Here is a 23149-nt window from a genome sequence, read left to right as displayed (position 1 = left end):
TAACACTATGAGTTTGACGTTTGTCAGTGAGCAGTTACTCGCTGTGAATAAGCTGAGTCATCAAGACCTTTTCTCGGTATTGGGTCAACTGGCCGAACGCCGCCTCGACTATGCCGATCTCTACTTTCAATCCAGCTACCATGAGTCCTGGATGATCGAGGATGGCATTATTAAAGAGGGTTCTTACCATATTGATCAGGGCGTTGGCGTACGTGCAGTCAGTGGTGAAAAGACCGGTTTTGCCTATGCAGATCAGATCACCCTCAATGCCTTGAATCAAAGTGCCAATGCTGCTCGCAGCATTGTGCGCGAAAGTGGCAACGGCAAGGTGAAAACACTGGGTGAGATTGGTCATCAAGCACTTTATTCGCCGCTCGATCCATTGCAAAGCCTGCCACGTGAAGAAAAGATTGCCTTGCTGCACCGTGTCGATAAAGTGGCGCGTGCTGCTGACAAGCGCGTGCAGGAAGTGACGGCCAGCATCACCGGGGTATATGAGTTGGTACTGGTGGCTGCGACAGACGGCACGTTAGCAGCGGATGTGCGTCCATTAGTACGTTTTTCTGTCAGTGTTCTGGTTGAAGAAGATGGTAAACGTGAACGTGGGGCCAGTGGTGGCGGTGGCCGTTTCGGTTATGACTATTTCCTGGAAAGCGTTGATGGTGAAGTGCGTGCCGACGTTTATGCCAAAGAAGCCGTACGTATGGCGCTGATCAATCTCTCTGCAATTGCAGCCCCCGCTGGTACCATGCCGGTAGTGTTAGGGGCTGGTTGGCCAGGAGTGTTGTTACACGAAGCGGTTGGGCATGGACTGGAAGGCGACTTTAACCGCCGTGGTACCTCGGTGTTCAGTGGTCAGATGGGTAAACTGGTCGCTTCGGAACTCTGCACAGTAGTAGATGATGGTACTCTTCAGGGCCGCCGTGGTTCGCTGGCTATTGATGATGAAGGCGTTCCAGGACAGTATAACGTGTTGATCGAAAATGGTATTCTCAAAGGCTACATGCAGGATAAACTCAATGCGCGTCTGATGGGCTTAGCTCCTACGGGTAACGGTCGCCGTGAGTCTTACGCTCATTTGCCTATGCCGCGTATGACAAATACCTATATGTTAGCAGGGCGTTCGACGCCAGAGGATATTATCTCTAGCGTGGAGTATGGCTTGTATGCGCCAAACTTTGGTGGTGGTCAGGTAGATATCACTTCGGGCAAGTTCGTGTTCTCAACCTCTGAAGCCTATCTGATCGAAAATGGTCGTCTTACCAAACCAGTAAAAGGTGCCACACTGATTGGTTCCGGCATTGAGGCGATGCAGCAAATTTCCATGGTGGGTAACGATCTGGCCCTCGATAAAGGAGTTGGTGTTTGTGGTAAAGAAGGTCAAAGCCTTCCTGTGGGAGTTGGTCAGCCAACGTTAAAACTGGATTCATTAACCGTAGGTGGTACTGCCTAATCACAGCATAAGCCCTTGGTGTGTAGGCCAGGGGCGTTACTTGTTATCTGTAATACTGAGCCCATCACCGTGCTTAAATAGTTGTGCTTAACACTATTTTACTCTCAGCTGTAGCACTTTACCTGCCGTTATTTAGCTCCTTTAGGCACAATAAACAGAGTTAAAATCCTCTTGTGATTAATGCTTCTTGAGCTCACTGCTTTCATGTCATTCTAAATATTTAGAGTATGCTCGTCATACTTCAAGTTGCTTGGGTGTTGACTGCCTTCGTTCACCTTAGTCACTTACCTGAGTAAGTTCTGGGGCTTAGCTCTGTTGCCGCCTACAAGCAACTCGAATTATTTTGGGTATATATGCTTATTACTTTTAAGCAGCAGAGGAAATTATCTTTCAAAATTTAATTATTTTATTTTATACTTTACATGTAAAAAAACACGAGAAATTATTTTAAAATAGATAATGAAATAAATAAATAGCTGATATATTTTTGAATTTACTTGCAATATCTGCTCTGATATAATAGCCGCCAAGTTTCACGAGGCCTTTTATGGGAATATTATAATGATAGAGTTCTTTGATTTGGGTTATGATTCATTATGTAAAGAGAGATCGACCGAATTATTTTCTCTTAGAAAAAAAACCTTTAAAGATCGTCTTAATTGGAGGGTAAACTGCGAAAGGAATATGGAGTTTGATGTTTATGATAATGAAAATACCACGTATATCTTCGGTGTTTATAAGGGTGTTATCATTTGCAGCTTGCGGTTTATAGAAACAAAAAACCCTAATATGATAATAGATACATTCAAACCCTATTTTAATCAATTGCACTTGCCGGAAGGTAACTATATTGAAGCGAGTCGTCTGTTTATTGATAAGGAAAGAATAAAAACACTTAATTTACAACAGCATCCGGTTAGTTTGATTCTTTTTTTGTCTATGATTAATTATGCAAGATGTCTGGGGTATGAAGGTATCTACGCAATTGTCAGCCATCCGATGCTTATAATCTTTCAACGTTCAGGTTGGCAGGTTTCTATAGTAGAAAAGGGGCTTTCAGAGAAGCGTCAGAATATTTATCTGATTCATATGCCTGTAGATGAGCATAACCAGAATATATTGATAAACCGCATCAACAAAAAATCTCCCCTATTGGGTAGTACATTAAACGCTTGGCCATTATCATTCAGAGTCAGGAAAAACCGGCCTGATCAGTTTCAACTCGACGCCAAGTCTTATGGCATGTTTGGCATTAGTGACACCTAGTTTTTTGACGGTATTGCCAATATGATATTTTACTGTGGTGAGTTTTATCCCTAAGATGAGGGCAATTTCTTGATAGGATTTCCCCATGCTCGCCCAGTAAATTATCTCATTTTCACGCTTGGACAGTATCTCTTTTTGGCTTTTTTTATCAAAGTTATTGCTATCTTCAATTTCCTGATAAAGTGTTGTCATCTTTTCATGTGTAGTTAACAGTAGCATTTGAAGATCATTTTTCTTTTCTAATATTGTTTTTTCTATATCATCATCGCAAGTTTTGTCCATTATCATAGACAGAACAACCAGATTGTGGTTGTGGTCATGAAGTATAAAGGTATAACCATTAATGACACTATAGTTTTTGGCTATATCAAAAATCTTTGGCATTTTTAATCCCGAACTTATCATTATGTTTTCATCCCATGAAAAGGGGGTCAGGCGGCATGATGCTGTGATAAGAACGGGATCTATAAATTGAAAGTTATTTTTAATGTAAAAATCAAACCATTCTGTTCTGTTAGTGATTATTGCAAAATCGTTCGGATTTTTTTTATTCATTATCGCGTAAGCATATTTTATATTCTTGAATTCTTTTAGGTTTTTTTCCAGATATTTTTTTATGGATGCATTAATAAACTGATTATTAAAAAATGAATTGAACACCCAACGTTCTCCTTGACAAAAAGTTATAGTGATCGGAGGAGTATAGCATAAAATATAGGCAGGATGAAGACATCCATAAAATATGTATATTGCCCCGGAGGTAATTCAGGTAAATATAAGGTAGTATCAAGTTGCTCTAAACCGCTGTTATGCGGAACGTAGATGTATCCCTATGAGTTTTCTCCAGTATAATTAATCAAAAAACACCGATCGGCCGTGGTGCGGATTGAGTGGTAATGATTGATGGTCAGCTACCCGCTGATGCTCTTGCCGAGCATCTCTGCTGAATGCGAAAAGCAAATTGTTCTGCGGGTCAGTCGTTTGATATTGTACTATTCTATACCCGCCGCTATTCAAGCTCCAGTCGCGTTGGCTAAGCCGGCTCATCCCATCCGTAGGGCTCGTTATGAAGGGCAGCAGCTAGCAGCGTTCAAAACTACTAGAAATTACATCGTCGTTGTGATTTTACCTTCCGACTACCGCTTTGCAGCATTTAAATCGGTTCTCGACTGATTTGTCTTCGCAGATCTATGTGCGCTCAGTCACATAGTGAGCGGTGTTTCCAGGGACGTAGTCGATTGTCGTCTAACGGCAGCTTGAATGAACTATCGCCAGACCAATATCAATCTATACCCTTTAGTTGCGTGTGAGCACTATTTATGCTTAGAACAAGGTATGAGTCTTACAGTTTGGCGGACCTAATAAGCGGCGAACAACGAAGTAATGCGGAGAATATGGCCAATTGAGAGATACCGTCTCATCTTTGCGAAGAAAACATCAACATTGAATTTATCGTTACGATCCTTGAGCCGCTCTTCTCAGCAGTGCCAGCGCATGCCTTTATGCGGATACCTTGTTTGTATTATAAAGTTCTGGAGTGCTCATCACCTTGACCCTCACTGTTTATGTAAAATCGATGCTCTAGCTACAATTTGATGTTGATACTGATGTGAAAGGTGAAAGGTGAAAGGTGAAAGGTGAAAGGTGAAAGGTGAAAGGTGAAAGGTGAAAGGTGTAGCCTGTTATACCAATTTGTGCTCTTAAGGGATATCTGCTGTTAAAAAGAAGGGGGAACTTTGTTTTATGCGTTAAACAGGAAGATAGGCTAATTTTCGAAAAAATAATAATCATCTCACCCGTTTATCATCGAGTGAGATGATTATTGACTATTCGCAACAATGTAAAAATTTCCCTGGTATTGGCCAAATTGGCAACCGAACCCCTAAATAGAGTTAGTCTTCACATCCCAAGCATTGTTTGCTAGTGATTAAACAATAGAGTCTTTTATTAATGAATGCTAGATAGACTAAAGTACAGTTTGGCACTGTACTTTATTTGGTGAATTCTTCACGATGCATTTGGTTTCTTTAATCTAATTTTTTGAATTTATTAATAATATATTTCAAAGCTTACTTATATCGCCAGCGATAATGTTTATCCTCCCCGCTGTCGGTTCTATGGTGTGCTGTCTAAATAGCTATACGGACACCTCACCAATGCAAGTGTGGGCAGACCTTTTTCTGACAAGGTAGTCACAAACATATATTCGGCTTCGTGAGCCCTGATGAACATCCGTACTCTCTGACCTCATTAGCGCTATGGCTCGTTACAGCCCAGATTGATGAGGGCCGTTCTATTTTTCATTAGTCGCTGACGAACCCGATGCAGACACTGAATATCCTGCTGCTCAACGCTTTTTCCTGCGCCAGGACGACTGTCAGCCTCAACGATAGCGATGGCATCATTTTTATCGTTTTTACTTCCCATTCTGAAGGGAGCCACATACTGGGGGCTGATTTGTTTCACCTCATGTCCGTATTGACCGAACTGCCGTGCCCAGTAGGTTGCGCTGCCACAGGCCTCCATAACAATTCTTGACGAGGGCTGTTGGGCGATAAAAGCCTTCAGTTTCTCACGGGTGAGCATTTTGTTGGCTTTCTTTTCACCCTGTAGAGAAACGATATGAACCTGAAAAACTCGCTTTGCCAGATCGATTCCGATAATTTGTTCCATTGGACACCTCTTTATTCTGCTGTTGGCCCACACTGACAGCATGGCTCATTGAAGCCGATTATGGGGAGATGTCCATTTCATTAGTGCGTAATAGTGCTACAGGTGTGAGCGATGCAGGTTAGTTGACCGTTGAACGGATGTATGCGCGATACGAACCCCCAGTAATGGGGGTTCGGCGTGTCGGTACCTCATCATTGCCACCTGCCAGAAGCGTGATGTGTTGCGGTATTAAGAACACCCATTTAGGTTGTGCTCCTCAATTGCTGGGTAAGATCAGGTAGTGCCGTCGCAGCCCTAAAAGCCCGTTATCAAGGCGGAGGGTGAAGGGCAGGGTTACCCCCCCTGTTCAAGCCCGACAACACAGAGAACGGGCATCTGGGGCGCGCCCCTTCTGGCTGGGGCAATTGGCGTACATTGCTGCGTTGTTCGCCGCTTATTTGGCCCACCAAACCTCACACCTTGCTCTGTGCGCAAATTACTGCCAGCGGCGCTCGCGTGCAATTGAGGGATACAGCCTAGCTCTACGTAAGGCGTGATTGCTATCGTTTGTTTTAGCTCACTGAAACCATAAAGCTAATGAACTTGTTGTGCTAAAGGGCGAACAGAGTGTTCAACTGGCGTTCAACGGTTCTGGTGTTCGTGATACCGCAAGAGTGTTGAAAATCACTATCGACATAGTGAAGCCTGCAAAGAGCGATAACCCACGATGATTGGGTAGCTATGCCGAGGAAGCAGTGCAGTATAAGCTCCTTACCGGTACAGTGATTACTCAACATGTTGAATAAAAAATCTGACGCTAACTACATGAATTAAATTAATTTTTGTAAAACCATCCCTTTTGTATTCTGCTGAACCGCATAAAAAATCATTGTTGCTTTAACATTGTAAAGCATATTTTTTACAAATTTAATTCATTTTTCTTTTTCAGTTTATATGAAAAACATTGTTGATTTAATTTGGTTAACCCAATCTCACTAATAGAATAAAATTCTTAAATCAACACGAAACAATGTGTTGTATCTTTTTATATACATTTGGGGTTATCATGATTAAAACTAATAATTTACTGAAGTTAATGATTATTTCTTCATTAGTTATCAACTTTCCTGTGTTTTCTGCGGAAAATAAGCCTGATGATTTTTCTGCAACATCGGATGTTAATGCTGATAAAAGAATCAATAAAAATTTAGATGAATTTAAGAAGGAGAGGGAAAAGGTAGAAAGAAACCTGCGAAATTTCGATGATTTGGATTTTAATGTTTATAGTCATCAGAAGTGGGGGGATATGCATAAAAGCCACGCTGAAGATATCATTGTACATTACCCTGATGGTTCTGTTACCCATGGTTTAAAAGAACATATTGAAAAATCTAAAAAAATCTTCGCATTTGCGCCTGATACCGAAAACCCGATTCACCATGTGCGTATTGGTCAAGGCGATTATACTGCAGTGACTGGAGTTTGGCGTGGGACGTTTACTAAGCCTATGGTGTTGTCTGATGGGACAATTATTCAACCGACCGATAAGCGTTTTGAAATAGAAATGGCGACAATTGCCCGATGGAATGAAAAAGGGACAATGGACGAAGAATGGTTGTTCTATGATGATTATACTTTTATGAAGCAATTAGGGTTGTTGAAATAGTTTTAGCTTTAATTGACGGCCATATATATTCACCAGCCAAAAATTTAAAACCATTTGGGGTGATAAATATATTTTCGTTAGAGATAAGTCAGAGTGATGCCATTAAAATTTTAGGGATGTGGTATCAAAATACCCTAACTTCAGCCCCTGATTTCAGGGGCTGAATGAGCAATATTAACCTAACCTTATAAATCAGTAGTGGTTTTCTCTTGAGTACAGCACGCAGAATAAAATAATACACTATGCCTAATGCCAACCAACTCAGGCCGGGAGTTTTGGCTTCAATATCCATTTCGTACAATATGAAACCGACATGGCCAGACTAACCAGCCGGAACAACAAGTTTCGCACCTAGGCAGTGGATTTCTGACGAATAACGTTTAATTACCGACAAATGCAGGATCAGGAAGCCTATCAACGCACCGAAATTCACTAAACGGCTTAGGTTATCGATGCCACCGTGCCTTGGGCACTTTCCCACATATAGCCGAATGCGCCAAAGAGGGCGATTGGCACCATTAAAGGTCATGCTGTAAATCACCAGATCTTTCAGCATCAGCGTGCGATGCAGTTCCTGCTTATAACCAAATTGTTCTACAGACATCTTTTGGTCATGTATTCAATGAGTGTATTGCTACATAGTCTGGCGTATACAAAAGGGTGTTTAAAACCAGCCTGAATACCTGAAGAGAACATAGAGCATGGGTGCTATTTTTATTGCGGAGCAACACATTGAATACTTGACCCCTCTTTTGGCCTTTAGTCCAACTGAATGTTTAACTGTGCAGCAACGCTACGAGGTAGCGCGAAGCGGCAGGTTTTCAGCGGATCGACCACTTGGCAGATTTGCAGATCGCCAGTAATGCTCATCAGATTAATGGCATCGGCCAGCGAAACATGGCTGTAATCCGCTACAAAGTGCGCCATATTGCGTGTGGCCAGTTTGGCGGCTTCATCCAGTGTTTTGGCGGAGGCCAGTGTGTACAAGGTGTCTTCGGTGCTGATCATTGGGGTAGGTAGTGCTCGGTTTTTTACTACGGTCAGTTTTACTACCACTTCGCCAGGGATCTCCAACCCGCATACGGAGACCTCGCCATCGCCCATTGCAGCATGGAGATCGCCAAGAGCAAACAATGCACCGGGCACGTTAACCGGTAACCATAGCGTGCTGCCTTCGGTGATAATTTTACAATCCATATTGCCGCCGTGGGCATCTGGTGTACCGCAGGGGACCGCTATCCCGGCGGGCGCAACCCCGATGACACCGATCATCGGTTTTAATGGCCAACGAATACCGCCAGGCAGTAATGCGAAGCCATCTTCCAGAGGTACGGTACGGATCTGCGGCTGTTGTAATTCATCGCCTATTACACCAAGACCTGGTGCGGTAACCATAACTGCCTGATTGCAGCGGGGTGTAATACGCTTGATTTCTACCCGTAACACGTCGCCGGGAATGGCATCCTGCACGTACACTGGGCCGGTCGCTGGATTGATTTTGTTCCAATTCAGCTCAGTAAATACGGCTTGTTCAGAGGCGATCTGGTCTTCAAAGCAGTCGCAGGTTTCAAAACAAACGTCGCTGCCACTGGCAACGCTGGCCACAGGGGCATTATCACTCGACATGGCATAAACCACATGCGTGCGGGTAATTCTTTCCATGGCGGTTCCTGTCATTAAATGTTGTGCTGAGATCTTGTTATTGGTGGGTGATTGCAATTTGACGAGCCAGTGCAGGTCTCCTTGTCGAATTAATTAATCACACTCTTCGGGGTAGAAGCAAGCGAAGGAAAGCCTTGTCAGAAAAGTGTTTGCGTTATGCTGGCAGGATATTCTTGAAATTAGTTATGGTATGGTTTTTACGTCCAGTTGCTCGTTCATTCCCCGCACAACTACCCAGTTGATGAAGGATAATACAGCTGAGCAGAGAACTAACATCAACGGAAAGAAAACACTTACGTTATGTCACGCCCCAAAGACAATTCTCTGTGTTGTCGGGCTTGAACAGACGACCGTACTCAGCCCTTCACCTTCTGCCTTGATAATGGGCTTTTGGGGCTGCGACGGCACCACGGACAGTTAAGGGACACCGCCTACACATAACGCTTCCGGCTGGTGGGAATGATAAGGAACGCCTACACGCCGTGAACTCTTCCCTGGTGGCTGGTATCGCGCATCTAGGCACTCAACGGATCACCCCCACCTGTAGCACCATTACGCTCTGCTATTTAGGCACTAGCGGTAACCTTGATAAACTTCCGCCACACGTTTGAAGTATTCTATCAGGTAGTTAATACACACCTGAACCTTCAGCGGCAGCTTATCCTTTTTGGTGTAGAGGGCGTAGATTGGGCGTGGTTCAGAGTAGTAGTGCGTGAACAGGATCTCTATTTCTCCTCGTTTTATTTCTTCAATCACCCACATTAACGGCGTATGGGCAATTCCGGCACCGGCCTTCAGCAAGTGGATCAGAGTCTGAGAGTCATTAGTTACAAAGCGTCCCTGCGGGGAAATATGCGTGGTGATACCTTCTGGCGTCATCAACTCAAACTCACTGTCTGGCCTTACGCTATATTCCAACCAGGAAGAATTTGCCATATCGCTGGGTTTTTGTGGCGTACCGTGCAAAGCAAGGTAGCGCTTGGCGGCACAGACCACCATCGGCATTGATCCTAGGCGTTTGGAAAACAGGCTAGAATCCTGCAATGTGCCAGTACGGATAACGAGGTCCAATCCGTCCGCAATCAGGTCTGGTGCCGGAACACCTGTCACGAGATTTACCGTCAGACCCGGATGTTCTTGCAGCATTTCAACAGCCATTGTTGCTAGCACATTCTGCGCCATGGTAGAGGAGCTGCCGATACGCAGCGTACCGATTGGTGTGTTGTTCAGTGCGTATAGTTGCTCATGAACTTCAGTGGCTTCTTGCAACATGCGTCGGCAGCCCTGGTAATAGATTTTACCTGCCTCGGTCAGGCCGATGCTACGTGTGCTGCGGTTAAGGAGTTTCACCTGCAGGTCATTTTCCAGTTTGGCCACTGTCTGGCTGATGGAAGAAACGCTCATGTTGAGTTGGCGTGCTGCTGCAGTAAATGAACCACCTTCGATAACTTTGGCAAACACAGACATCCTCTTTAGTCTTTCCATTATTCACTCTGGCTTAAAAGTGATTTAGATCACAAATTGTAGATGAGTTTATAGTAAGCAGGCTAATATAATGCTGCCGGGCGTATCCTTCGCCTTTCGCGTCACGGCGTTGTTTGCTGTAGTCCAGAAAGAGGTGGTGCCCACGGACTGACAGAGTAAGGTAGCCATCCCTCTGTATTTGAAAGGGAGGGATAAACGCTAAGGGCAACGATGTCACGCATACTGCCGTTGACCTAACGTTCCCAACGATAACCTATGTATTCCCTTTTACGACCGTATGTTCAGAGTTTACCTCTTTTTCCGGTTCGAAACCCAGATAATAGGCTGTCCTCCAAAACGGTATGTGAACGTTATGAGCGGTTATTTTAGCGCGGGGCAAAGTGCAGCTTCGCGGTTTAGTGGGGCGAAAAAGCGGCGAGAAACATGGAAAAGTGCTTAAAATGGCCCCGGCTTTTCGGCTCGTGCTCCAAAAGCCTGTTTTTTGTGCGGTTAGGAAGCGAACGCCGACCCACTCTTATCACTTTAGCGCTGGGCCATGTACCCTGAAGGCGGACTTTGGGGGGAGAAGGTACCTTGGTCAGTTTAAGGAACGCAACCTAGGCTGTGTGATAACGTTTGGCCCTCTGTTCGTTATAATGTAAACAAAATGTGAGATAAAAAGGGCGCTGTCCCGGTGCAGTAAAGAATTAAGGAAAAAACGATGAGTTTGCTTCCGGTCATGGTCATCTTTGGGATGTCTTTCCCACCGGTATTTTTTGAGTTATTGGTGTCGCTGGCACTGTTTTTTATTATACGCCGCCTGCTGCAACCCACCGGTATTTACGATTTTGTCTGGCATCCGGCGTTGTTCAATACCGCGCTGTATTGCTGTTTGTTTTATCTGGTTTCATCTCTTTTTGTCTGAGGTCACCGTGAAAACTTTTTCATTGAAAATAATCCGAATTGCGATCACGTTGATCCTGGTCTTGCTGGCGGCTATGGCTGTATTCAAGGCTTGGGTGTTTTATACCGAGTCGCCGTGGACTCGTGATGCCAAATTTAGCGCCGATATTGTAGCGATCGCCTCGGACGTCAGCGGCCTGCTGCAAGATGTACCGGTCACGGACAACCAACTGGTGAAAAAGGGACAGATCTTGTTTGTGATCGACCCTACACGCTATCAGCAGGCATTAGCGGAGGCTAACGCGGATGTCTCCTATTACCAGGCATTAGTAGCAGAGAAACAGCGTGAGGCGGGACGCCGTGTACATCTTGGGATAAAAGCAATGTCTCAGGAGGAGATCGACCAGTCCAGTAACGTGCTGCAAACCGTAGAGCAACAGTTAGCGAAAGCGATTGCTGTCCGTGATTTAGCCAAACTTGATCTAGAACGCACCACGGTTCGCGCACCTGCGGATGGCTGGGTGACCAACCTGAATGTTCATGCGGGGGAATTTATCAACCGGGGTTCCACTGTGGTGGCATTGGTGAAGAAAAACACCTTCTATATCACCGCCTATATGGAAGAAACCAAACTTAGTGGGGTGAAGAAGGGTGACCGAGTGGAGATCACCCCCCTGGGTAGCAACCGCATCATGTACGGTACCGTCGACAGCCTGGCCGCAGCGGTGAATAACAACAGTAGCTCCGTTAATAATAAGGGGTTGGCATCCATCGACAGCAATCTGGAATGGGTGCGTTTGGCGCAGCGTGTGCCAGTAAAAATCATTCTGGACGAGCTGGACCAGCAACACCCCTACCCAGCGGGCACCACGGCGACCGTGGTTATCACCGGTAATAATGATCGCAATGCCGCCAGCGGTTCACCGTTTAGCAAACTAATGCATCGGTTACGTGAGTTCGGTTAATGAAAAACCCAACCTTTATCCGCCTGAGGTTCGCCTTCAAGCTTAGTTTTGCGATTGTTTTCGCACTGTTTGTCGGTTTTCACCTTCACCTGGAAACCCCGCGTTGGTCAGTAGTGACCGCGGCTATTGTGGTTGCCGGCCCCGCTTTTGCTGCCGGAGGCGAACCGTTTTCAGGTGCTATCCGTTATCGTGCTTGGCTGCGTATTCTCGGTACGTTTGTAGGCTGTTTTGTCGGTTTACTGGTTATTGTTATGTGTGCACGAACACCGGTAGTGATGCTGATGCTCTGTTGTATCTGGTTGGGGGTCTGTACCTGGATTTCCTCGTTGGTAAAGATCGAAAACTCTTACGCTTGGGGTTTAGCGGGCTATACGGCGCTGATTATCATTGTGACGTCGGCATCGTCTCCCAACACGTTGCTTGCGGCACCGCAATTTGCCATAGAACGCTGTAGTGAGATTGTGCTCGGTATTGCCAGTGCGGTATTGGCTGACCTGCTGTTTTCTCCCCGTTCAATCAAGCAAGATATCGATCGCATAGTGGATGAATTGTTGGTCAAGCAATACAAACTGATGCAGAAGTGTATCAGCAACGCGGAAAAAGATGATATTGATCGCACCTGGGGAGATTTAGTGAAAAGCACCACTGCGCTGAATGGTATGCGCAGCAATCTGATGCTTGAATCTTCACGTTGGCAGCGAGTTAGCAGCCGTATGCTGGCATTGCATACGCTCTCTCTTTCACTGATTACCCAGGCTTGTGAAACTTACCTGATTTTGCTCAATCACCCTGATGCGGTGAAGGAGAATATCCGCGAGTTGCTGATGGTTCCGGCGGAGACCCCTGCGGAGATCCGTAAGCACCTGAAACAGGTGCGTCAGTTGCTGGCTATCAATCCCACCGAGGAAACGTTGCCTACGGTCACCAGTTGGATCGGCTCAGCAACGCGTTACCTGCTGTTGGCAAAAGGGATACATACCAACAGTAGTATCAATGGGGTTGAAAACGAGATACTTGCCGGAGAGGTGGTGGTGAGGCAGCCATCGGCTGAGGGCCACCATGCGATGATTAATGGGTTACGCGCCTGGGTTGCGACATCCGTTGGTTGTTTGTTCTGGCTGTGGACGGGTTGGACCTCGGGCAGTGGCTTTATGATCATGATCGCCGTTGTTACTGCACTGGCGATGCGCACACCGAATCCGAAAAGGATGGCGCTCGACTTCCAGTTAAGTGTGCTGGTGGCGCTTCCTTTAGGAGCACTGTTCTACATGTTTATCCTGCCAGCGACCCAGCAAAGTATCTTCTTGTTGTGTCTGAGTTTGGGCATTTTTGCATTCATTGTCGGTATCGAAGTGCAGAAACGGCGTCTGGGTTCATTTGGCACGCTGGTGAGTACCCTCAATATCATTGTGTTGAGCAACCCGATGAGTTTCCACGTTACTTCTTTTCTCGACAGCGCTCTTGGTCAAATTATCGGTAGTTTTGTCGCTATGATCGTCTTGTTCCTGATCCGTGATACTTCGCGCGAACGCACGGGACGCACGTTGATGAATCAATTGGTCAGCAGTGCCGTATCGGCGTTGACTACCAAAGCCGCCCGCCGCCGCGAAAATCATCTGCCTGCGTTATACCAGCGTTTGAATCAGCTATTGATGATGTTCCCAAATGATATCGCCAAATATCGGTTGGCGCTCAATTTGATCATTGCTCATCAGCGGATGCAAATGGCAGAGATCCCGGAGAGAGAGGAGCTGTCAGTTTTTCACAAGAAAATTAGAGGCACGGCCGATCATGTGGTCTCGGCGAGGAACGATGTGAAGCGAGCCTACTATTTCGACCGTTTGCTGAAAGAGATGAACGAATACCAGCAGAAACTGGTAGAGAACAGCGCACCGCGCAGCGTCACAGAACCGGTAAAGCGTTTGGCGGAAATGCTGCATCTCTATCGTCATGCGCTGATTGCCTGATATTGTACTTCTACCGGGGATGATGCTCGACATTGAGGCTAGGCGGTTTCTCTTTACTACCAGCGGTGCTCGCGTGGAATTAAAGTACACAGCCTATTTACCTCAGATTTATTATTTTTTGCTATAGAGTCAGGGATGGTATGAACAGACGTACGCTTGTCGCGATGTTGATTGCTGCTATTGTGGCCGGTTTCAGCATGCTGTATGGGAATGATGAACGTATTATTCCCCAGGTATCTGCGCCAGCAGAGAGTATTGATAAGCTCACTGAGCAGAAGCGGGTCGTCAGCTATCTGCGACAGAACCAGCGGTTACCCGACTACTACATCACGAAAAAGAAGGCACGTGAGCGGGGTTGGAACGCGCAAGACGGTAATTTGTGTCAGGTTTTGCCGGGTAAGGCGATTGGCGGCGACCGTTTTTCAAACCGTGAAGGGCGTTTACCGATGGCGAACAACCGAATATGGCGCGAGGCGGACATCAACTACCAATGCGGCCGTCGTGGTGCTGATCGGTTGCTGTATTCTGATGACGGTCTGATTTTTGTCACACGCGACCATTATAAAAACTTCATTCGGATGGAGTAAGTTGATGGCGAAGATAGAGTTCGATTTTAATCAGATACCAGACTTAACCATGTTCTATCGCCGCTTTGCTGACCAGTTCGAGCTGGGTGAGGAGTTTGGTGCCAATCTGGACGCGTTGTGGGACGTGGTGACTGGCGGTATCAGCCTGCCTGTCGAGATTGAGTTTATCAACCTCAATGCGCGTGACAAACGGCATTTTGGTACCCTTATTCTGTTGTTTGAAGAAGCTGAAGAAGAACTGGAAGGCAAGCTGCGGTTCAAGATCCGTGAAATAAGCGGTAAAGTGGTGCATCACAGGGAAGATCCCCTGTGATGCGGCTAGCGATCACTGTTGTGCCTCTGCCAGATCGCGTAGGTACTGAAAGATTTGGCGGAAGGATTTTGGTGGCTTGTTAGCGGCCTTCTCTTTTTGCGCGTTACGTACCAGAGCCCTTAATTGCTGACGATCGGCCTCTGGATAGAGGTCGAGCACCGAGGGGATAGCATCATCACCTTCCTCTACCAGGCGATCGCGTAGCGCTTCCAATTTGTGGAACAGCGAGACCTGCTGGTTGTGACGGTTCTTCAGCTTGTCGAGTGCGGTCTGAATCGGTTCCACGTCGCGAGCCCGTAGCATTTTTCCGATCAACTGTATCTGGCGACGGCGGCCTTCTTTTTTGATCTTCTGCGCCAGCTCAATAGCGGTGCGCAAATCTTCATCCAACGGAATACGTTCCAGTGCGTTTTTACCTAGTTCAACCAGTTCGGTTCCCAGGTCTTTCAACGCTTCGGCATCACGTTTTATCTCACTTTTACTGACCCAGATAATCTCGTCATCGTCCTCGTCTTCGTTCTGCGGGACATCGTCGAGCCAGTCTTCGGGTTGTTTGGTCATAGTAGGCTCCGTTAAAAAGAGGCTAATCCTAACAGGTTGACGGCTTTATGCGAAATTTCACGCGCTTCCTGTTAGACTCAAAAATCTATTAGGCTGTGTCTTGGGCTGTGGCTATGTTCTCGCTTAACACCATGCCGCCACGGGACTTTTCTCAACGATTTTCTGATTAATTATGGCAGATTGATGAAAGTAATCACGCAAGTTGCAGAACAGCGCAAGGCGCTGGAGCAAGCTGTTTCGCAGGCTTTAGAACTGGCGCGAGCTGGTTCAGATGGGGCAGAAGTTGCCGTTACTAAAACCACCGGTATCAGTGTCAGTACCCGTTTTGGTGAGGTGGAGAACGTCGAATTCAACAGTGATGGTGCGTTAGGTATCACTGTTTATTATCAACAGCGCAAGGGCAGTGCCTCTTCTACCGATTTGAGTCCGGACGCGATCTCTCGTACTGTGCAGGCTGCGCTGGATATCGCTCGGTTTACTTCGCCAGACCCTCATGCTGGCCCAGCAGAAAAAGATTTACTGGCGTTTGAAGCGCCTGACCTTGATTTGTTCCACCCTACAGAACTCGATGCTGAAAGGGCGATTGAGTTGGCTGCTCGTGCCGAGCAGGTTTCTTTGGCGGCGGACAGTCGTATTACCAATACGGAAGGTGGCAGCTTCAATAGCCATTATGGCATCAAGGTGTTTGGTAACAGCCACGGTATGCTGCAAAGTTATTGTTCCAGCCGCCATTCGCTCTCAAGCTGTGTCATCGCTGAGCATGCTGGCGAGATGGAACGGGATTACGCTTACACCGTAGGGCGCGCGATGGAAGACTTGGCAAGTCCTGAGTGGGTTGGTCAAGAATGTGCACGTCGCGTGCTGGCGCGTCTCTCCCCACGCAAGCTTTCTACCATGAAGGCACCTGTGTTGTTCTCATCAGAGGTGGCAACTGGATTGTTTGGCCACTTGGTCGGGGCTATCAGTGGTAGCAGTGTCTACCGTAGATCCACCTTCCTGCTGGACTCTTTAGGCAAACAGATCCTGCCTGAATGGCTGACGATTGAAGAACACCCGCACTTGTTGAAAGGGTTAGCCTCCACGCCATTTGATAGCGAAGGCGTACGGACACAACGTCGCGACATTGTGAAAGACGGTGTGTTGCAGACTTGGTTATTGACCAGCTATGCGGCGCGTAAACTGGGGCTGCACAGTACTGGGCATGCGGGGGGGATCCACAACTGGCGTATTGCGGGCCAAGGGAATGATTTTGCCGCTATGCTGAAACAGATGGGAACGGGTCTGGTGGTAACTGAGCTGATGGGGCAGGGAGTCAGCGGTATTACTGGCGATTATTCGCGCGGTGCTGCGGGTTTTTGGGTGGAAAATGGAGAGATCCAGTACCCAGTCAGCGAGATCACTATCGCCGGCAATCTGAAAGATATGTTGCGTAATATTGTTAGCATCGGTAGCGATATTGAAACGCGTAGTAATATTCAATGTGGTTCTGTTTTGCTGCCAGAAATGAAAATTGCTGGTCAGTGAATCCACTGCTGAAAATATCACCGCTCAGGCAAGGCGGTGATATTTAACCGCGTCTTTGCCACCAGTAACAGTCTCCTAAGCGTTTTCGCATAACATATCTTCTTTTTTATCCGCTTTTGAAACTCTCCGTTTCAGTTTTACATTATATTTCTATGGTTACTGTGGGTTAACTAAAACAACAACTGGAAGGTAAACATGAGAAAAACATTAAAAGTACTCGCCATGCTGACACTGCTGGGTGCCAGTTCATGGGCGATAGCAGCAGATTTAGCTGATGATATGGATAGGCTCTCGGCTAATTACAAAACTGTGCTGAAAACTAACTCGGTCGATACTTTCAAGCAAAGCCTGCAAAATATGCGTGATGCTGCTACTGATTCCATGAAAGGTACGCCACCGAAGCTGAAAAATAAAGCGCCTGATGGCCCTGAGATGCAGGAATTTCGCAAAGGTATTAACACGCTGATTGGCCAAATCGATCTGTCAATGGAGTTGGCTAATCAGGGTAAGTTGGAGGATGCGCGCAAACTAGCACGAGAATTTAAGCAAACGCGCGATACCAATCATAAGAAATTCCGTTAATCGTCGGGGCGGTAGCGCCAAATCAAAAATCCCGATACAGCCAAGTTCATTTAAACGGTAGCTAGGCGGTAAGTGAACGATAAATCTGCCGAGCAGATTTGAACAGCGCTTGCGCTGCCGGTAAGGTGAACCCGAGGGAGAAGGTTTCTTAACCCCCAGGAGCTTACTCAAGTAAGATCCTGGGGTGAGTGAAGGTAGCCAACGCCGCTGTACTTTAAATACCATCGGTGGAGTATAAAAGGGCGGAGCATAGTCGCCGCCCAGTATCATTTAGCGGTGATACTCGCCCGCAGCTTCCGGCTGATACAGTAGTTCCAGTACTTCAATCCGAGCTTCTTCACCATTGGGTAAACGCCAATTGATCTGTTTACCTACGTGCATACCTAATAGCGCAGCGCCTAAGGGAGCCATCACAGACAGTTGTTCATTACTGTCGGTCAACGAAGCCGGGTAAACCAGCGTCCTTACATGTTCTTCCGAAGTATGCAGATCGCGGAAACGTACACGGCTGTTCATGGTGACAACGTGTGCGGGGATTTGCGCTGGTGGTACGATATCTGCGCGATCCAGTTCAGCGTTCAATGCGGCCGCGACGTCAGTATTGGCAAAAGCTGGCTGTGCCAGTAGCGCATCCAGACGTTCCGCATCCAGCTCATTAATGGTAATGGTTGGTTTGGTCATTCCACTCTCCAGTCCAATCAAAGGGCGCCCTTATCTGCGCCTATAAATTCGGGAAAACAACACAAAGCAACACCCCCGCGCCAATGGGAGCGGGGGTGTTGGAAATGTTGGTTTGTCCTATTGATAGTAGGCTGTTAATGCGGGAAAAGGAAGAGATCTCGGTCACGAAGTTTTTTCTACGGGGGTACGGACTAGAAACGGTTTGCCGTGATATTTTTTTGCTCCCTTTAATAGGACGGATAATTAGGGTTGGGTAAGAAGCTTCAGGATAGCTGACATAGTGCGGTTACAGGCATCGTGCGGCGGGATTCGGTTGAGCATCAGGGCACCTTTGATGGCACTGGAGATGATAATCGCAATATCTGCCGGCGTGCCATTGAAAAGCAGTTCACCACTTTCTCGGCCAGATGCCAGCACTGAAGTGAGGATACGCAGGTCGGTTTGTGCCAACTGGTTGACCGCTTTCAACAAAGGGGGAGCAAACAGATTGCTGTCAGAGAGCATGGCATGGACACCGCACATCTGTCCGCGCTCCGCATATCGTAAAAAGGCATCAATATAACCCTTTAAGCGGGCTTTACCTGCAGGGCGTTGCAACAACGCTGTCTCTAACTTTAGGAGATCGGTCTCTTTGTACTCACAATAGGCGATACCTAAGTCTGTTTTGGTCTGGAAATGATAATGGATGCTGGCTTTGCGGATACCCAAGTGTTTAGCAAGGTCAGCATAGCTGAATCCCTGATAGCCATTTTCTTGGATCAACGTATCTGTAACTGCAATGAGGCTGTCATGAGTTGACATGTTCTTTTCTTCCAACACCGGGGTACCTCAGTAATTTCATATTGTTAGTTGTGCTGAAGTTGTGCACACCATCAACATATATGGTGAGTACACGACTGTCTCAGCCATTTGCTGATGTAATCGTTGTCCTTCGAGTTATCGCGGTGTGAGTGCTTAACTTGGCCTATTCGTTGAGCAGCAGTACGACTCAGTTTTCATCGAAAGAACGTACTAGAGCTGTATATTCCGCTATGTCAATGAACTTTACCTACTGATAGGTAATGGTGCAAGAGTGGATTTATCAGGTTATTGAGATAGCCCCATTTCTGAAGCGCACCCCGTGTGTAACTATACCCAAGTTACTTCAAGTTGCATGTGAGCGGCCACCAAGTTGCCAATGAGCTGGGAGCAGATTTGAACGCAGCTAAGGTAAACGGCCTAAATTGGTGTGCTTAATACCGCTACACATCACGCTTCTGGCAGGTGGGAATGATGAGGAACACCGACACGCTGTAAACCCTCCCTAGTGGCTCGTATCGTACATCCATGCACTCAACTAACCTGCCTCATCCCCACCTGTAGCACCATTACATGCAGCTATTTAGTATTGCGTTTAATTATCTGAAGTCGTTATTGAGGCTTTAAGGATGCATAATGATGCAGCGAGTAAAACAATATCTTTAAGAAGGAATTGTCCAGGCATAGCGGATATTGCAGGAAACCCGCCTGCGGTCTCTTCTGCAACGCCCGGAGTGCTAAAGAAAAATGTAATAGTAATTAAGTAAGTCATCGAGGACATAATGCCCCCTAATGCGGAAAAAATGGGACTAAAAGAGCCGATAATAAGAGAAGCTGCTGTGAGAAGTTCTAATATGCCTATGACATAACTTGCACCTTGAATGCCAAAAAATGTATGTAACCACCCAATAAATATGCTGTTTTCAATAAATGGTGCTATGCCTAAGGCCTCGTAATGAGTGAACTTCATTCCTCCAAACCAGACGAAAACGACAATAAGAGCCCATCGAAGAAGCACGATGGAATTAAATGAGTTGGCATTTCTCTCGGCCACAATTAAACGGAAATTATTTTTTTTAATGTGCATTAAATTTTACCTGAAGTAATTAATTCAATTAAATATTGATAGGTATAAGCCTATTTTTTTGCTGATTTTTTTGAGTTTAATAATGCTAAAAATACACAAAATAATTCGAGTTGTTTGTAGGCGATAGGTACTGGAAACCCCAGGAGCATTGCCCACTGTGTGGCTGGAGTGACAAAGCGCTGTCAATATCCAAACAACTTGAAGTATGGCGTGCACACATACTACATCCTTACGTTTCCAGAGTGATCTCTGCGATAAAGCCCAACGATGCCATGCATCCTTCCTTTGTCCTGTGGTTAATCGTTTTGCTTTAAACTTACCTATCAGAAGGTAGGTTTGCAAGTGAAAAATCGATTTTGTTGTGATAGGTACTAGTCGAGATCGGGAACGATGCCGTGTCCTTTATGCGCAAACAACACGGTAATCTAGGCTGTGTCCCTTAACTGTACGCGAGTGCCGCTGGTGGTCATTTGCGCGCAGAGCAAGGCGTGAGCCGCGAGGTTGGGTGGCCCCAATAAGCGGCGAACAACGCAGCAATGCACGCCAATGGCGTCAGCCTGTAGGGCCGCGCCCCAAAAGCCCATTCTCCGTGTTGTCGGGCTTGAACGGAAGGCCGCTCTGCCCTTCACCCTCCGCCTTGATAATGGGCTTTTGGGGCTGCGGTGGCACCACGGACAGTTAAGGGACACAGCCTAGGCTCATGACCCCAGCCCTTCTAGGCTTGGCCCAAGATCTCTGTCTCTGCGTTATCATTTACCGCCATGTTCTTCTCACGATCTTGATGATCTGCGCGCTACCATAGAAAATTAAGAGATACAGCCGATTACCTCATCTGTTGACCGATAGGTTCGACAAGCGTCTTGGCTTATATCAGTTTTGCGAAACAGATCCCTTGCCGTCACTGAATTTCCAGTTTGAACTGGAAAAAAACGGTCTACACAAGAAATGCCTTAAAGGTTAGGGTAAAGGCATCAAAGAAAGCGGTTAAAAAGATACTCGGCATACTTTAATTTGTCTTGTGTCAGCGGTGTTTGCCACCTGAATTATTCAAAGAAAGAATATGGCGTACTTTACTGTTAACAGAGACATGCCCAGATCCAGAGGTGACTGAAAAGTGAATGAAGGAACGATTTCGTTAAATAAAGATGAACAGGCTGATATTGGTGAGGAGACAGTCAAAACTGAACAGGTGCTGGAAGATATTACCGTAATGTTGAATGCAAGAAATATTTACACTAATGCTGTTCAACAACAAATGTTGGAATCACATATTCGCGCTATGGTATTGCGTTCGATAACTGGTGAAGCGTTACCTGAAGTGGATAAGTCGCTGTTCGACGAAATATCGGCTGAATCCATGCAACTGGCAAAGCAAGTGATAAATAAACTGCCTACGCTTCCCATTGAAGAGGCTTACCTGCTTTCTGTTCATTTTGAAGTGGCTAAAGATAACCATCAATAGTATTGCGTAACGCAAATATAATCAGGAGAAAACACCATGGGACAAATTACTGTTGTGATCGGCGATCGTTTGGGTAAAGGCCAGAAAGTCGGCCAAGGTATTGAAAGTGCTGGTGGCAAGGCGATAGTTATTCCGGGTATGGCTGCTGATATGAAGCTGGGCGATGTGATGAAAACGGAAAACGCGCAGCTCGGTATTTCATTTTGTGGCAGTGGGGGGGCTGGTGCAATTACCGCACAGACCAAATATGGTTATAAAGCTAAATATGGTATGCGTTCTATTGAAGAGGGCGTTACGGCAATTAATGAAGGTTATAACGTATTAGGCTTTGGTTTTATGGATAAAGAGGAGTTAGGCCAACGCCTGGTTGAAGCCTATATCAAAAAACACGGTAACCCTTAATGAAAGAACATTACACGACATCGGTAAAGGTGGAAGGTAACGGTGACAGTAAAGCAAAGGCTTTTGCGAGCGCATTGGCGAACGTGCAGGGCACGGTTTTAAAATCCACCGCTAATATTCTGCTGCGCATTGAACCTCAGGACGTGAAAATATTAAAAGCAGAAGAGAAAATCACCAAAGAAAAATTTATCTTCTTCTTTCTACCACGTGAAAGAAAAAGCTATGTCGTCTCTTTGGAAATAACTGTCAACGTGACGATCATCAATATAGGGAAGGTGGTTTTCGCCACGCAATAAAAACGTTATCCCCATCGCCTTTAAGTCACAGCGTTATTCGCTGTAACTTGAAATCGACAGGGTATAAGAGGGATGTACTGATGTTTTTAATCATCTTATTTAAGTCGATTATTATCGGTGGGTTGGTTGGTATTGGCGTGGGGGCCGGGGCCGCACGTATGTTTCATGCCCCGACGATACAGGGGATGGGGGCTTTCCGTACGTTGGGGGAGCTGAATTCTTGCGAAGGCGATCCCGCTTCTCATTTCTCATTCGGGCTGGGCTTCTTCTTCAACGCCTGGGCATCCTCCGTGGCGGCCGGTGCTTTCACTCAGGATGTGGACCATCGCATTATCCCCAACTGGGGCGCTGCGGCTCTGATGATCAAAAACCGCAACCTGGCTGAAACGCTGCACAATCCGAAAAAAATGGCTATCGCTTGCGGCATTATCGGCATGTTTGTTGTCGCTTTCCTGAATACCACCGCTTCTGCCGTTCCTGCCGCACTGCAGGTGACGGCGATCAAAGTGTTGGTGCCGGCGGCTAACCTGTTGGTAAACACCGTGATGCCGGTCATCTTCTGGCTTGCGGCGATAGAAGCAGGGAAACGCTCCGGTTTTTGGGGAACTATTTTTGGTGGCCTGGCGCAATTGATTATGGGCAACGCCGTTCCGGGGCTGGTGCTGGGTATCCTCATAGGTAAAGGTGTTGAGGAAAGCGGTTGGAATAAAGTCACCAAGATCATGATGGCGGCCATTGTGCTGTTGTTCGTGCTGAGCGGCTTCTTCCGTGGCTTTGATATGAAACTTCTTGAGTCCTTCACGCTGGGCGTTCCCGGCTGGTTGGATGCCCTGCATAACACCCTGAGCGGTAAATAAG

General features: G+C 46.5%; 25 protein-coding genes. 16 read left to right on the top strand and 9 right to left on the bottom strand.

Annotated features, from left to right (window positions below):
• Positions 1–7 precede the first annotated feature (7 nt).
• Entirely contained in the window at positions 8–1453 is a 1446-nt protein-coding gene (gene tldD, locus OK023_RS15465; RefSeq protein ID WP_317693571.1) for a metalloprotease TldD, read from the top strand.
• A gap of 561 nt (positions 1454–2014) precedes the next feature.
• Positions 2015–2719 (top strand): acyl-homoserine-lactone synthase, encoded by a 705-nt coding sequence (locus tag OK023_RS15460; RefSeq protein ID WP_317693569.1) that lies wholly within the window; start codon positions 2015–2017, stop codon positions 2717–2719.
• On the opposite strand, the gene OK023_RS15455 is transcribed toward OK023_RS15460, so the two are convergent.
• Positions 2636–3379 carry a LuxR family transcriptional regulator gene (locus OK023_RS15455; RefSeq protein WP_317693568.1) on the bottom strand — a complete coding sequence of 248 codons (744 nt, stop codon included), beginning with the start codon at positions 3377–3379 and terminating at the stop codon, positions 2636–2638. The genes OK023_RS15460 and OK023_RS15455 overlap by 84 nt on opposite strands.
• A 243-nt stretch (positions 3380–3622) precedes the next feature.
• Here OK023_RS15455 and OK023_RS15450 point away from each other — a divergent pair, with 243 nt between their 5' ends.
• Positions 3623–3892, top strand: coding sequence for a hypothetical protein (locus OK023_RS15450; RefSeq protein ID WP_317693567.1), 270 nt, complete (start codon positions 3623–3625; stop codon positions 3890–3892).
• Positions 3893–4975: 1083 nt separating this feature from the next.
• Here the strand turns inward: OK023_RS15450 and OK023_RS15445 are convergent.
• A complete protein-coding gene (locus OK023_RS15445) occupies positions 4976–5392 on the bottom strand; it encodes an IS110 family transposase (RefSeq protein WP_317693566.1) in 417 nt (138 codons plus the stop codon).
• Between the two features lie 587 nt (positions 5393–5979).
• On the opposite strand from OK023_RS15445, the gene OK023_RS19230 reads away from it, so the two are divergent.
• Positions 5980–6102 carry an IS1-like element transposase gene (locus OK023_RS19230; RefSeq protein ID WP_411569365.1) on the top strand — a complete coding sequence of 41 codons (123 nt, stop codon included), beginning with the start codon at positions 5980–5982 and terminating at the stop codon, positions 6100–6102.
• Positions 6103–6437: 335 nt separating this feature from the next.
• Positions 6438–7037 (top strand): ester cyclase, encoded by a 600-nt coding sequence (locus OK023_RS15440; protein WP_317693565.1) that lies wholly within the window; start codon positions 6438–6440, stop codon positions 7035–7037.
• Between the two features lie 322 nt (positions 7038–7359).
• Here OK023_RS15440 and OK023_RS15435 read toward each other — a convergent pair whose 3' ends face one another.
• From OK023_RS15435 to aaeR, 3 genes are all read right to left on the bottom strand, one after another.
• Entirely contained in the window at positions 7360–7641 is a 282-nt protein-coding gene (locus OK023_RS15435) for a hypothetical protein (protein WP_317693564.1), read from the bottom strand.
• A 155-nt stretch (positions 7642–7796) separates the two neighbouring features.
• Positions 7797–8699, bottom strand: coding sequence for an acetamidase/formamidase family protein (locus OK023_RS15430; RefSeq protein ID WP_317693563.1), 903 nt, complete (start codon positions 8697–8699; stop codon positions 7797–7799).
• A 573-nt stretch (positions 8700–9272) separates the two neighbouring features.
• Entirely contained in the window at positions 9273–10184 is a 912-nt protein-coding gene (gene aaeR / locus OK023_RS15425; RefSeq protein WP_317693562.1) for an HTH-type transcriptional activator AaeR, read from the bottom strand.
• Positions 10185–10884: 700 nt separating this feature from the next.
• On the opposite strand from aaeR, the gene aaeX reads away from it, so the two are divergent.
• The 5 genes from aaeX to OK023_RS15400 all read left to right on the top strand — a co-directional run bounded on the left by aaeX (position 10885) and on the right by OK023_RS15400 (position 14898).
• Positions 10885–11088, top strand: a complete 204-nt coding sequence (gene aaeX / locus OK023_RS15420) for a p-hydroxybenzoic acid efflux pump operon protein AaeX (protein WP_317693561.1) — start codon at positions 10885–10887, stop codon at positions 11086–11088.
• Between the two features lie 7 nt (positions 11089–11095).
• Positions 11096–12031 (top strand): p-hydroxybenzoic acid efflux pump subunit AaeA, encoded by a 936-nt coding sequence (aaeA, locus tag OK023_RS15415; protein ID WP_317693560.1) that lies wholly within the window; start codon positions 11096–11098, stop codon positions 12029–12031.
• The gene (gene aaeB / locus OK023_RS15410) at positions 12031–13998 is read left to right on the top strand and encodes a p-hydroxybenzoic acid efflux pump subunit AaeB (RefSeq protein WP_317693559.1); all 1968 of its coding nucleotides are present in this window, start codon (positions 12031–12033) and stop codon (positions 13996–13998) included. Before aaeA ends, aaeB begins: the two co-directional genes overlap by 1 nt.
• A 140-nt stretch (positions 13999–14138) precedes the next feature.
• Positions 14139–14585 carry a ribonuclease domain-containing protein gene (locus OK023_RS15405; protein ID WP_317693558.1) on the top strand — a complete coding sequence of 149 codons (447 nt, stop codon included), beginning with the start codon at positions 14139–14141 and terminating at the stop codon, positions 14583–14585.
• Between the two features lie 4 nt (positions 14586–14589).
• The gene (locus OK023_RS15400) at positions 14590–14898 is read left to right on the top strand and encodes a barstar family protein (RefSeq protein WP_317693557.1); all 309 of its coding nucleotides are present in this window, start codon (positions 14590–14592) and stop codon (positions 14896–14898) included.
• A gap of 12 nt (positions 14899–14910) precedes the next feature.
• Here the strand turns inward: OK023_RS15400 and yjgA are convergent, their stop codons facing one another.
• Positions 14911–15459, bottom strand: coding sequence for a ribosome biogenesis factor YjgA (gene yjgA / locus OK023_RS15395; RefSeq protein WP_317693556.1), 549 nt, complete (start codon positions 15457–15459; stop codon positions 14911–14913).
• Between the two features lie 183 nt (positions 15460–15642).
• Here yjgA and pmbA point away from each other — a divergent pair, with 183 nt between their 5' ends.
• Both pmbA and cybC read left to right on the top strand, forming a co-directional pair.
• The gene (gene pmbA / locus OK023_RS15390; RefSeq protein ID WP_317693555.1) at positions 15643–16983 is read left to right on the top strand and encodes a metalloprotease PmbA; all 1341 of its coding nucleotides are present in this window, start codon (positions 15643–15645) and stop codon (positions 16981–16983) included.
• Between the two features lie 195 nt (positions 16984–17178).
• Positions 17179–17565, top strand: coding sequence for a cytochrome b562 (gene cybC / locus OK023_RS15385; protein ID WP_317693554.1), 387 nt, complete (start codon positions 17179–17181; stop codon positions 17563–17565).
• Positions 17566–17835: 270 nt separating this feature from the next.
• Here cybC and rnk read toward each other — a convergent pair whose 3' ends face one another.
• From rnk to OK023_RS15370, 3 genes are all read right to left on the bottom strand, one after another.
• On the bottom strand, positions 17836–18246 hold the full coding sequence (gene rnk, locus OK023_RS15380; RefSeq protein ID WP_317693553.1) for a nucleoside diphosphate kinase regulator: 411 nt from the start codon (positions 18244–18246) through the stop codon (positions 17836–17838).
• 243 nt (positions 18247–18489) lie between these two features.
• Positions 18490–19047, bottom strand: coding sequence for a TetR/AcrR family transcriptional regulator (locus OK023_RS15375; RefSeq protein WP_317693552.1), 558 nt, complete (start codon positions 19045–19047; stop codon positions 18490–18492).
• 592 nt (positions 19048–19639) lie between these two features.
• Positions 19640–20131 carry a YkgB family protein gene (locus OK023_RS15370; RefSeq protein WP_317693551.1) on the bottom strand — a complete coding sequence of 164 codons (492 nt, stop codon included), beginning with the start codon at positions 20129–20131 and terminating at the stop codon, positions 19640–19642.
• Between the two features lie 1129 nt (positions 20132–21260).
• Here OK023_RS15370 and OK023_RS15365 point away from each other — a divergent pair.
• From OK023_RS15365 to OK023_RS15350, 4 genes are all read left to right on the top strand, one after another.
• Entirely contained in the window at positions 21261–21593 is a 333-nt protein-coding gene (locus tag OK023_RS15365; protein WP_317697758.1) for a glycine dehydrogenase, read from the top strand.
• 36 nt (positions 21594–21629) lie between these two features.
• The gene (locus tag OK023_RS15360; protein ID WP_317693550.1) at positions 21630–21995 is read left to right on the top strand and encodes a glycine-rich SFCGS family protein; all 366 of its coding nucleotides are present in this window, start codon (positions 21630–21632) and stop codon (positions 21993–21995) included.
• Positions 21995–22291 carry a DUF4312 family protein gene (locus tag OK023_RS15355; RefSeq protein WP_317693549.1) on the top strand — a complete coding sequence of 99 codons (297 nt, stop codon included), beginning with the start codon at positions 21995–21997 and terminating at the stop codon, positions 22289–22291. Before OK023_RS15360 ends, OK023_RS15355 begins: the two co-directional genes overlap by 1 nt.
• Before the next feature lie 80 nt (positions 22292–22371).
• A complete protein-coding gene (locus tag OK023_RS15350) occupies positions 22372–23148 on the top strand; it encodes a DUF4311 domain-containing protein (protein WP_317693548.1) in 777 nt (258 codons plus the stop codon).
• Position 23149: the final 1 nt, after the last annotated feature.

Source organism: Serratia sp. UGAL515B_01, assembly GCF_033095805.1.
GTDB lineage: Bacteria > Pseudomonadota > Gammaproteobacteria > Enterobacterales > Enterobacteriaceae > Chania.
This window is presented reverse-complemented; position numbering and strand designations above follow the sequence as displayed.

Coding starts and splice junctions, on each gene's coding strand:
- aaeX (WP_317693561.1), top strand. CDS start 10,885: ATGAGTTTGCTTCCGGTCATGGTCATCTTTGGGATGTCTTTCCCACCG.
- tldD (WP_317693571.1), top strand. CDS start 8: ATGAGTTTGACGTTTGTCAGTGAGCAGTTACTCGCTGTGAATAAGCTG.
- pmbA (WP_317693555.1), top strand. CDS start 15,643: ATGAAAGTAATCACGCAAGTTGCAGAACAGCGCAAGGCGCTGGAGCAA.
- OK023_RS15435 (WP_317693564.1), bottom strand. CDS start 7,641: ATGTCTGTAGAACAATTTGGTTATAAGCAGGAACTGCATCGCACGCTG.
- OK023_RS15400 (WP_317693557.1), top strand. CDS start 14,590: ATGGCGAAGATAGAGTTCGATTTTAATCAGATACCAGACTTAACCATG.
- aaeB (WP_317693559.1), top strand. CDS start 12,031: ATGAAAAACCCAACCTTTATCCGCCTGAGGTTCGCCTTCAAGCTTAGT.
- OK023_RS15350 (WP_317693548.1), top strand. CDS start 22,372: ATGTTTTTAATCATCTTATTTAAGTCGATTATTATCGGTGGGTTGGTT.
- OK023_RS15405 (WP_317693558.1), top strand. CDS start 14,139: ATGAACAGACGTACGCTTGTCGCGATGTTGATTGCTGCTATTGTGGCC.
- OK023_RS15460 (WP_317693569.1), top strand. CDS start 2,015: ATGATAGAGTTCTTTGATTTGGGTTATGATTCATTATGTAAAGAGAGA.
- OK023_RS15355 (WP_317693549.1), top strand. CDS start 21,995: ATGAAAGAACATTACACGACATCGGTAAAGGTGGAAGGTAACGGTGAC.
- rnk (WP_317693553.1), bottom strand. CDS start 18,246: ATGACCAAACCAACCATTACCATTAATGAGCTGGATGCGGAACGTCTG.
- OK023_RS15360 (WP_317693550.1), top strand. CDS start 21,630: ATGGGACAAATTACTGTTGTGATCGGCGATCGTTTGGGTAAAGGCCAG.
- OK023_RS15430 (WP_317693563.1), bottom strand. CDS start 8,699: ATGGAAAGAATTACCCGCACGCATGTGGTTTATGCCATGTCGAGTGAT.
- OK023_RS15370 (WP_317693551.1), bottom strand. CDS start 20,131: ATGCACATTAAAAAAAATAATTTCCGTTTAATTGTGGCCGAGAGAAAT.
- OK023_RS15445 (WP_317693566.1), bottom strand. CDS start 5,392: ATGGAACAAATTATCGGAATCGATCTGGCAAAGCGAGTTTTTCAGGTT.
- OK023_RS15375 (WP_317693552.1), bottom strand. CDS start 19,047: ATGTCAACTCATGACAGCCTCATTGCAGTTACAGATACGTTGATCCAA.
- yjgA (WP_317693556.1), bottom strand. CDS start 15,459: ATGACCAAACAACCCGAAGACTGGCTCGACGATGTCCCGCAGAACGAA.
- OK023_RS15440 (WP_317693565.1), top strand. CDS start 6,438: ATGATTAAAACTAATAATTTACTGAAGTTAATGATTATTTCTTCATTA.
- OK023_RS15450 (WP_317693567.1), top strand. CDS start 3,623: ATGGTCAGCTACCCGCTGATGCTCTTGCCGAGCATCTCTGCTGAATGC.
- cybC (WP_317693554.1), top strand. CDS start 17,179: ATGAGAAAAACATTAAAAGTACTCGCCATGCTGACACTGCTGGGTGCC.
- aaeR (WP_317693562.1), bottom strand. CDS start 10,184: ATGGAAAGACTAAAGAGGATGTCTGTGTTTGCCAAAGTTATCGAAGGT.